Source organism: Marinobacter sp., from assembly GCF_041690455.1.
Classification (GTDB): Bacteria; Pseudomonadota; Gammaproteobacteria; order Pseudomonadales; family Oleiphilaceae; genus Marinobacter.
Window position 1 is genome coordinate 20,311 of record NZ_JAWLHI010000052.1, and the last position, 9,177, is coordinate 29,487.

A 9,177-nucleotide genomic window follows, 5' to 3' on the forward strand; every position below is an offset into this window, starting at 1 on the left:
TTGCGCTTGAGAAAAGCTCAACCGGGGGCCCGAGGGCCCGCCGGTTGATGGCCTGTTCCAGCACGGAAAACAGGCCCCAGGTCGTAAAACCCGGATTAGCGACGCAGACCCAGACGCTGGATCAGGTCCAGGTAACGGTCAGCGTTCTTGCGCTTCAGGTAGTCCAGCAGCTTACGACGCTGGTTTACCATCCGGATCAGGCCGCGGCGGGAATGGTGATCCTGCTTGTTGGCCTTGAAGTGATCCTGCAGCTTGTTGATGTTGGCGCTCAGCAGTGCCACCTGAACTTCAGGGGAACCGGTATCGCCGTCACCTTGCTGAAAATCCTTGACGATCTGTGCTTTCTCGTTGGCAGAAAGTGCCATATTTCACCTCATTGGTTGCGATGCTGATAAATCCGGCCGAACCGCGCATCTCTACAGCCCGGCTATGCAGCGCCTTGACTAACGTCCGGCGCTGCCTTTCACCAGCCGGCGGGGGACCAACAGGACCCTTTCGCCTTCCGGGAAAGCTTCTGCCAACCCGATGAAACCCTGCTCGCCATAGAGGCGCACAAAGCCTTCAAGGGGTTGATTGCTTATTCTAACCTGTTGCCCGTTCAAGATCGATACCGCTGCACTTCCCTCCAGGCGTACCTCCGGGAACATGGACAGCGCACTGTCAGGGGCCTGGAGCAGGCCATCGAGACTCTCGCCACGCTCACGCATGGCCTCCAACTCACTGACGTCATGGGCGTTTGCCAGGGTAAACCCGGACGCCATGGTCCGGCGCAGGGCACTCACATGGGCGCCGCAGCCCAGAGCCTGGCCGATGTCCTCAACCAGTGAGCGAATATACGTACCCTTGGTACAGCTGACCGCCAGGTCCATCTCGTTGTCCCGTAGCTCCAGCAGGGTCAGCTCGTAGATGGTGACCGGACGCGCCGGTCGCTCCACCTCGATGCCTTCCCGGGCATATTCGTATAGGGGACGCCCCTTGTGCTTGAGGGCGGAGTACATGGAAGGAACCTGCTCGATGGCACCCCGGAAGCGTTCGAGAACGGCTTCCACCTGGTCCGCATCGAGAGGCGGCACCGGCTTCTCCTCGACGACCTTGCCCTCACTGTCACCGGTTTCGGTGCGCACACCGAGCCGGGCCGTGGTGATATAGGCCTTGTCGCTATCGAGCATCATCTGGGAGAACTTGGTGGCTTCACCGAAGCACAGGGGCAGGACCCCCGTGGCCAGCGGATCAAGAGCGCCGGTATGGCCGGCCTTGGCCGCGCCATACAGTCGCTTTACTTGCTGGAGGATACCGTTGGAAGTGACGCCCGGGGGCTTGTCGATTACCAGAATGCCGTTTACATCACGGCCTTTGCGTCTTCGGCTCAAGCGTCGCGCTCCGGGTTGTCCGAGACCGGATCGTCATTGTCATCCCGGGGCACGGACGGCTTGTCGCCAACCGCTTCACGGATGAGCTTGTCCATTTTCCGGCTGTGACCGAGCAGGGTGTCGAAGTGGAAGCGCAGGTGGGGAACCACCCGCAGCTTCATCGCACGCCCCACCTGACCACGCAGGAAACCGGCCGCCTTGTTCAGGACGGCCAGGGACTCCTTGACCTCCGGAGACTCTTCGGTGAGTTCCTCGGTGGAGAGCAGTGAAACATAGATGTCGGCATAGCCCAGGTCACGGCTGACTTTTACGTCATTGACCGTGACCATACCTACCCGCGGGTCCTTGATTTCCCGCTGGATAAGCTGGGCCAGCTCCCGCTGCATCTGATCGCCGATGCGATCCAGTCGGCTGAACTCGCGTGCCATCAGGCCCCCGTAGATTCGAGCTTACGCTCGACCCTGACGCGATCGAAGACCTCGATCTGGTCACCGACCTTCACGTCGTAGCCCTTGACGCCGATACCGCATTCCATGCCGTTACGGACTTCCGGAACGTCATCCTTGAAGCGACGCAGGGATTCCAGCTCGCCCTCAAAGATCACCACGTTGTCACGCAGTACCCGGATCGGCTTGTTCCGGTATACGGTGCCTTCAACCACCATACAGCCGGCCACCTGGCCAAACTTCGGTGAGCGGAAGGTGTCCCGCACCTCGGCGATACCGACGATGTCTTCCCGGAATTCCGGCGCCAGCATGCCGGTCAGGGCGGCCTTCACGTCATCGATCAGGTTGTAGATGATGCTGTAGTAGCGCAGGTCCAGACCTTCCTGTTCCACCAGGCGCTTGGCAGCGGAGTCGGCACGGACGTTGAAGCCGAAGATAACCGCGTTGGTGGCGGCCGCCAGGCTCACATCCGTCTCGGCAATACCACCGACACCGGAAGACACGATCTTGACCTGGACTTCGTCGTTGCCAAGATCCAGCAGTGCCTTGGTAATCGCTTCCAGGGAACCGCGAACGTCGGTCTTCAGGATCACGTTCAGGGTCTTGACCTCGTCCTTGCCCATGTTCTCGAACAGGTTCTCCAGCTTGGCCGCCTGCTGGCGCTGCAGACGCTGCTCACGCTCACGGGTCTGACGGAACTCGGCCAGCTCTTTGGCCTTCTTCTCGTCAGCCACGGCGAAGAACTCGTCACCGGCATCCGGCGTGCCGTTCAGGCCGAGAATCTCAACCGGAATGGACGGACCTGCTTCCTTGACCTGCTTGCCTGCTTCGTCGGTCATGGCACGGACCTTACCGAAGAAGGAACCGGCGACAACCATGTCACCCTGGCGCAGGGTACCGTTCTGGACCAGAACGGTCGCCACCGAACCACGGCCACGCTCCAGGCTGGATTCGACCACAACACCTTTGGCCGCTGCGTCCGGAGAGGCTTCCAGCTCCAGCATTTCCGACTGCAGCAGAACCGCTTCGAGCAGGTCGTCTATGCCCTGACCGGTATGCGCTGACACCGGCACGAACTGGGTGTCACCACCCCAGTCTTCCGGGATTACGTCCATACCCGCCAGCTCGTTCTTGATGCGATCCGGATCGGCCTCTTCCTTGTCCATCTTGTTGATAGCAACCACGATGGGAACGCCAGCAGCGCGGGCATGATCCACCGCTTCCTTGGTCTGCGGCATCACGCCGTCATCGGCAGCCACGACCAGGATAACGATATCGGTACACTGGGCGCCGCGTGCCCGCATGGCGGTAAACGCCGCGTGGCCCGGGGTATCCAGGAAGGACACCATGCCGTGGTCGGTTTCCACGTGGTAGGCACCGATGTGCTGGGTGATACCACCAGATTCACCGGCAGCCACCTTGGTGCGACGGATGTAGTCCAGCAGCGAGGTCTTGCCGTGGTCAACATGGCCCATCACGCTGATAACCGGCGCCCGCTTGATTTTCTCTTTGCCCTCGGCGGTTTCGGTGAGCTCGCTCAGAACCTCCTCTTCGAAGGCATCTTCGCTGACCGCCCTGGCCTTGTGACCAAGCTCCTCGGTCACCAGGACTGCAGTCTCCTGGTCCAGCGCCTGGTTAATAGTGGCCATCACGCCCATACCCATCAGGGTCTTGATCACGTCTGCGGCCTTGACCGCCATACGCTGGGCAAGGTCACCCACGGTAATCGTTTCAGGAATCTCTACTTCTCTGACCATTGGTTTGGTCGGCCTCTCGAAGCCGTGACGCTTCTCTTTGGGTTTCTTTTTCATACGCAGCGACTTGCGCGGCGCAGACTCTTCCTCATCCTCGGACAGCACAACCGGCTCTTCCACCGGACGACTGCGAGGACCGCGGTGACCAGCCTGCTTCTTCTTCGGCTTGCCTTCCTCGAGTTCTTCACCGCGTTCACGGCCCTTGTCTTTCTTCTTCTTGGGCTTGCGATCCTTGCCCTCTTTCTCGGGCGGCGGGATCGGCACGTCTTCCGGCTGCGGCTCGGGCTCAACGGCAGGCTCTGCCGATTCCACGGGCTCTTCCGCCTTCGGAGCTTCTTCCTTCGCGGCAACCTCGGCCTCTGCAGGCTTCTCGGCCTCCGGCTTCGGCGCTTCGGCTTCGGCGGCCACCTTCGGTGTTTCTTCCGCAGGCGCAGCGGCCTCTACCGGCTTCTGCTCCTCGAGTTTCTCTTCCGGCTTGGGCGCTTCCGCTTCAGGCTGCAATTCTGCGCGCTTGATGTACGTGCGACGCTTGCGAACCTCGACATTCACTGTCTTGGCCTTGCCCGCCTTCAGGGTCGTTGTGGTCTTGCGCTTCAGGGTGATCTTGCGGGGCTCTGCCTCCGCCTCACCGTGCGTCTTTCTCAGATAGGCCAGCAACTGCTGCTTCTCATCGCTGGTTACAGCGTCGTTCTCGGAACGGGCATCAAGGCCTGCCTCGACAATCTGCTTCAGCAAACGATCCACGGGAGCGCCTACATCTGCGGCCAGTTGTTTTACCGTTACTTCAGCCATACTGGTCCTCCTCCCGAATTAAGCCTGGTCTTCAAACCAGGGGGCACGCGCCGTCATAATCAACTGACCGGCACGCTCTTCATCCATACCTTCAATATCGAGCAGGTCATCTACTGACTGCTCGGCCAGATCTTCCATGGTGCGCACACCCATTCCGGCCAGTTTGAATGCCAGCGCCCGATCCATGCCGTCCATATTGAGCAGGTCTTCGGCCGGTTCGGCACCCTCGAGCGCTTCTTCGCTTGCCAGCGCCTGGTTCAGCAGGACGTCCTTGGCGCGGCGGCGCAGCTCGGTCACCGTTTCTTCATCAAAACCTTCAATCGACAGCATTTCCTCCATCGGGACGTAGGCAACCTCTTCCAGGGAAGTGAAGCCCTCCTCGATCAGTACGCTGGCGAATTCCTCATCAACATCGAGGTTGGAGGTGAAATGATCCAGCAGGCGGTTGTATTCCTGCTCCTGACGCTCACCGGCTTCTTCCTCGGTCATCACGTTCAGGGTCCAGCCGGTCAGCTCGGTCGCCAGGCGCACGTTCTGGCCGTTACGGCCGATGGCCTGGGCCAGGTTGTCCTCGGCTACCGCCACATCCATGGTGTGCCGATCCTCGTCGATGACGATGGATGCCACTTCGGCCGGCGCCATGGCATTGATCACCAGCTGAGCCGGGTTGTCGTCCCACAGCACGATGTCCACCCGCTCGCCACCAAGCTCGTTGGAGACCGCCTGAACACGGGAGCCACGCATACCGACACAGGCACCGACCGGGTCGATGCGACGGTCATTGGTCTTGACCGCGATCTTGGCACGGGAACCGGGGTCACGGGCAGCGCCGCGGATCTCGATCAGGTCTTCGGCAATCTCCGGCACTTCAATCCGGAACAGTTCAATCAGCATCTGTGGCGCGGTCCGGCTCAGGATCAGCTGCGGCCCGCGGTGGTCGGTGCGGATCTCCAGCAGCAGTGAGCGAACCCGGTCACCCATGCGGAAGGTTTCCCGGGGAATCAGGTTTTCCCGGGGCAACAGCGCCTCGGCATTGCCGCCCAGATCAACGATGACATTGTCACGGGTCACTTTCTTTACGGTGCCGGAGACCAGCTCACCAACGCGATCGCGGTAGCTGTCCACGATCTTGGAGCGCTCGGCCTCGCGGACTTTCTGGAAGATGATCTGCTTGGCGGCCTGGGCGCCGATACGTCCGAAGGAAACAGACTCGACCTTCTCCTCGTACATGTCGCCGGGCTTCAGGTTCGGATCGATTTCCTCCGCTTCCTGAAGGGTCAGCTCAGTCCCCAGGGCAGGCACCTGGTCGTTATCGACCACCAGCCAGCGGCGGAAGGTTTCGTATTCACCGGTGCGGCGATCAATGGCAACCCGGATATCCGCTTCTTCATCCTCGTAGCGTTTTTTGGCAGCGGTGGCGAGCGCAAGCTCGATCGCTTCGAAAATCACATCCTTCTCGACACCCTTCTCGTTCGAGACGGATTCGACCACCAGCAAGATCTCTTTACTCATTGGATTGCCCTGCCCTCAAAATAAACTGTGCGTCCACTGACTTTTCAATTCGACTCATTCAAAAACCGGGACGATGTGCGCCTTTTCGATGCTGTCGAACGGCAACAGGTATTCGTGGTCATCCACCACGACCACCACATCGTCTCCTTCAACACCCTTGATCAGCCCCTGAAACTTGCGGCGACCCTCGAAGGCCATGCGCAAACGGATCTGGACCTGATGACCAACAAAGGCTTCGTATTGTTCAAGGCGAAACAGCGGGCGATCCATCCCCGGAGAGGAAACCTCCAGGGTGTACTCGGTCTGGATGGGGTCTTCCACATCCATCACACCGCTGATCTGGCGACTGACTTTCTCGCAGTCGTCGATGGCGATGCCGTTCTCGGCATCGTCGATAAAGACACGCAACAGGGACTGGTGGCCCCGGGAACGGAATTCAATCCCCCAGAACTCATACCCCAACCCCTCGACAATCGGCCGAAGGAGGTCTTCCAGCTGTTTAATCTTGGCTGACAAAGTTATGTCATCTCCATTTCAGGAATTTTTACCGGCCCCACAAACAAAAAAAGGGCTGTTGATCAGCCCTTTTTATGCACCAGGGCCCGATGCGCCAGGCCCCTTAATCAAAAAGCCCCTGAAACTGGGGCCTTTTGTTGCAAGAACTCACAGAAAGTCGCACTCACTACAAGCATGACTTCCTGCTGACAGACACCTGGCCTGCCAGGAAACCGGGGCTCAGCCCACCGGCTCCAATATCCGCCGGAGTATAGAGACGCCGGCCGGACTGGTCAAGGACTGACCAAAAAAAAACGGCCTGGAAAATCCAAGCCGTTTTTCTTATATATGGTGCCCGGGGCCGGACTCGAACCGGCACGGCTTTCGCCACTACCCCCTCAAGATAGCGTGTCTACCAGTTTCACCACCCGGGCAACACCTCTTACTCGAGCTCGGGAAGATCGGAACCCTTCCCACTCTCGGCTTCGCTGCTCTCTGCGGAGTCTGAGGCCTGCTCAACCGGTGCCTGCTCGGCGGATTCCTGGACCACCGGAATACCGGCCTCACCAGCCACCTCGGCACGCTGCTTGGCAAACACCGCCAGCGAAAAACTTGTCACGAAGAACACGATCGCCAGAATCGTGGTCATACGGGTCAGGAAGCTACCGCTACCCTGACTACCGAATACCGTCTGGGACGCACCGCCACCAAACGCGGCGCCGGCGTCGGCACCCTTGCCCTGCTGGATCAGAACCAGACCCACCAGTGCGACGGCAATGACGACGTGCACAACGACTACCAGTGTTTCCATCCAATCCATAACGAATCCCGCGAACCTTTAACCATTGGTACCCGCCGGCATCGACCGGCAAATACTCATAAAATCTTCTGCAATCAGCGAAGCACCGCCAATAAGCCCGCCATCGATATCCGGCTCGGCGAACAAAGCGGCCGCATTATCCGCTTTTACACTGCCGCCGTAAAGTAGAGAAATATCCTCTGACGGCGCACCCATCTCGGCCAGCACCTTGCGAATTGCCGCATGCATACTCTGGGCATCTTCGGCGGTAGCTGTTTTGCCGGTGCCGATGGCCCAAACCGGCTCATAGGCAACCACAATATCCGACCACTGCCCGGCTTTCACAAGGGCAAGCCCCTGCTTGATCTGGGCAGCCACAACCGATTCTGCCTGCCCCGTTTCCCGTTGCTCGAGTGTCTCGCCGACACAAACCACGGCAGTGAGACCGCTGGCCAGAACCCGCTCCACCTTGGCAGCGACCACGTCATCTGATTCGCCAAAGTACTCGCGGCGCTCAGAGTGGCCAACCAGAGCGTAACCACAGCCCAGATCTTTTGCCATGTCAGCGGCTATCTCACCGGTATAGGCACCGGAAACCCACTGACTCACGTTCTGGACGCCCACGCCGAGTACATCACCCGACTGGTCAAGCACATCCCGGACATACAGGGCCGGAGGAATAATAACAACCTCCACGCCATTATCAAGGGTGTCCGCCTCAGCCCGCACATAACCGACAAGCTGCTTTGCCAGGTCCGCAGACCCGTTCATTTTCCAGTTTCCGGCTACGATCTTGCGACGCATAACTCTTCCCGAACGTAAGGGAGGGCGAACTATACAGCAGTCCCTGCCCTCACACAACCGCTTGAAAACGCGAAATTACCTGCTCGATTGCTCGACCACACCGGCCAACTCTTCGACCACCCGGACGATATCCGCCTCGACCTGACCCTCTACCATGACCCGGATCAACGGTTCCGTGCCCGACGCCCGCAGCAGGACCCGACCAGCCTCACCCAATTCCTCTTCGGCCTGGCGCAACGCGTCAACAATGTCGGCACGGGACAGCGGATCAAAACGCTCCGTCACCCTTACATTGATCATCTTCTGAGGCAGTTTGGTCATGCCCTGGCGCAGCTCGGCCAGGGTCTGGCCGGATTTGTGGATTGCCAGCATCACCTGCAGGGCCGAGACGATGCCATCACCGGTACTGGTGCAGTCCCGGATTACCATATGGCCTGAGCCCTCACCACCAAGCACCCAATTATTGGCCACCAGTCGCTCCATCACGTAACGGTCGCCCACCTTGGCGCGCTCGAAGTCGATACCGGCGTCTTTCAGGGCAAGTTCAACACCGAGGTTGGTCATCAGGGTACCAACCACGCCCCCGTTCAGCCGACCCTCGGCATGGCGCCGGGAGGCAATGATGTACAGCAACTCATCGCCATCCACTTCGGAGCCGTCGCGATCCACCATCAGCACCCGGTCGCCATCGCCGTCGAACGCAATGCCCAGATCCGCCTTCTTCTCCAGCACCGTCGCCTTGAGCGCATCCATGTGGGTAGAGCCGACATTAAGGTTGATGTTCAGGCCGTCGGGGTCGGCACCAATGACCGACACCCTGGCGCCGAGTTCCCGGAATACTTTTGGCGCCACGTGATAGGTGGCACCGTGAGCGCAGTCCAGAACGATATGCAGCCCGTCCATGGTGAACTCATTGGGCACCGTGCTCTTGCAGAATTCCACGTACCGACCGGGAGCATCATCCACCCGCGACGCCTTGCCGAGCTCGGAGGGGTCGCAGACTTCCAGCGGACGGTCCAGCCAGCGCTCAATTTCCGCCTCGAGGGCATCATCAAGCTTCGTGCCGGCTGACGAGAAGAACTTGATGCCGTTGTCGTGGTGAGGATAATGGGACGCACTGATCACGATGCCGGCAGACGCCCGGAAGGTACGGGTGAGATAGGCAATCGCCGGCGTCGGCATGGGACCGAGCAGCTTCACGTCGA

9 protein-coding genes and 1 tRNA gene are annotated in these 9,177 nt (G+C 59.8%); all 10 read right to left on the reverse strand.

Going from position 1 to position 9,177, the window contains the following annotated elements:
- Window positions 1–95 precede the first annotated feature (95 nt).
- On the reverse strand, window positions 96–365 hold the full coding sequence (gene rpsO / locus ACESMW_RS13270) for a 30S ribosomal protein S15 (RefSeq protein ID WP_372987494.1): 270 nt from the start codon (window positions 363–365) through the stop codon (window positions 96–98).
- Window positions 366–443: 78 nt separating this feature from the next.
- The gene (gene truB / locus ACESMW_RS13275) at window positions 444–1,370 is read right to left on the reverse strand and encodes a tRNA pseudouridine(55) synthase TruB (protein ID WP_372987495.1); all 927 of its coding nucleotides are present in this window, start codon (window positions 1,368–1,370) and stop codon (window positions 444–446) included.
- On the reverse strand, window positions 1,367–1,798 hold the full coding sequence (gene rbfA, locus ACESMW_RS13280; protein WP_372987496.1) for a 30S ribosome-binding factor RbfA: 432 nt from the start codon (window positions 1,796–1,798) through the stop codon (window positions 1,367–1,369). The genes truB and rbfA overlap by 4 nt, the downstream gene beginning before the upstream one ends.
- On the reverse strand, window positions 1,798–4,362 hold the full coding sequence (gene infB, locus ACESMW_RS13285; protein ID WP_372987497.1) for a translation initiation factor IF-2: 2,565 nt from the start codon (window positions 4,360–4,362) through the stop codon (window positions 1,798–1,800). Before infB ends, rbfA begins: the two co-directional genes overlap by 1 nt.
- A gap of 18 nt (window positions 4,363–4,380) precedes the next feature.
- Window positions 4,381–5,874 carry a transcription termination factor NusA gene (nusA, locus tag ACESMW_RS13290; RefSeq protein WP_372987498.1) on the reverse strand — a complete coding sequence of 498 codons (1,494 nt, stop codon included), beginning with the start codon at window positions 5,872–5,874 and terminating at the stop codon, window positions 4,381–4,383.
- 54 nt (window positions 5,875–5,928) lie between these two features.
- A complete protein-coding gene (gene rimP, locus ACESMW_RS13295) occupies window positions 5,929–6,390 on the reverse strand; it encodes a ribosome maturation factor RimP (protein ID WP_372987499.1) in 462 nt (153 codons plus the stop codon).
- Between the two features lie 328 nt (window positions 6,391–6,718).
- A tRNA-Leu gene (locus ACESMW_RS13300) sits at window positions 6,719–6,803 on the reverse strand.
- A gap of 8 nt (window positions 6,804–6,811) precedes the next feature.
- The gene (gene secG / locus ACESMW_RS13305) at window positions 6,812–7,189 is read right to left on the reverse strand and encodes a preprotein translocase subunit SecG (RefSeq protein WP_372987500.1); all 378 of its coding nucleotides are present in this window, start codon (window positions 7,187–7,189) and stop codon (window positions 6,812–6,814) included.
- Window positions 7,190–7,207: 18 nt separating this feature from the next.
- Window positions 7,208–7,972: a triose-phosphate isomerase gene (tpiA, locus tag ACESMW_RS13310; protein WP_372987501.1), complete on the reverse strand. Its 765-nt coding sequence runs from the start codon at window positions 7,970–7,972 to the stop codon at window positions 7,208–7,210.
- A 75-nt stretch (window positions 7,973–8,047) separates the two neighbouring features.
- Window positions 8,048–9,177 (reverse strand): phosphoglucosamine mutase (gene glmM, locus ACESMW_RS13315; protein WP_372987502.1); only part of this gene is annotated, 1,130 nt, incomplete at its 5' end.

Coding starts and splice junctions, on each gene's coding strand:
- rpsO (WP_372987494.1), bottom strand. CDS start 365: ATGGCACTTTCTGCCAACGAGAAAGCACAGATCGTCAAGGATTTTCAG.
- rbfA (WP_372987496.1), bottom strand. CDS start 1,798: ATGGCACGCGAGTTCAGCCGACTGGATCGCATCGGCGATCAGATGCAG.
- infB (WP_372987497.1), bottom strand. CDS start 4,362: ATGGCTGAAGTAACGGTAAAACAACTGGCCGCAGATGTAGGCGCTCCC.
- nusA (WP_372987498.1), bottom strand. CDS start 5,874: ATGAGTAAAGAGATCTTGCTGGTGGTCGAATCCGTCTCGAACGAGAAG.
- secG (WP_372987500.1), bottom strand. CDS start 7,189: ATGGATTGGATGGAAACACTGGTAGTCGTTGTGCACGTCGTCATTGCC.
- tpiA (WP_372987501.1), bottom strand. CDS start 7,972: ATGCGTCGCAAGATCGTAGCCGGAAACTGGAAAATGAACGGGTCTGCG.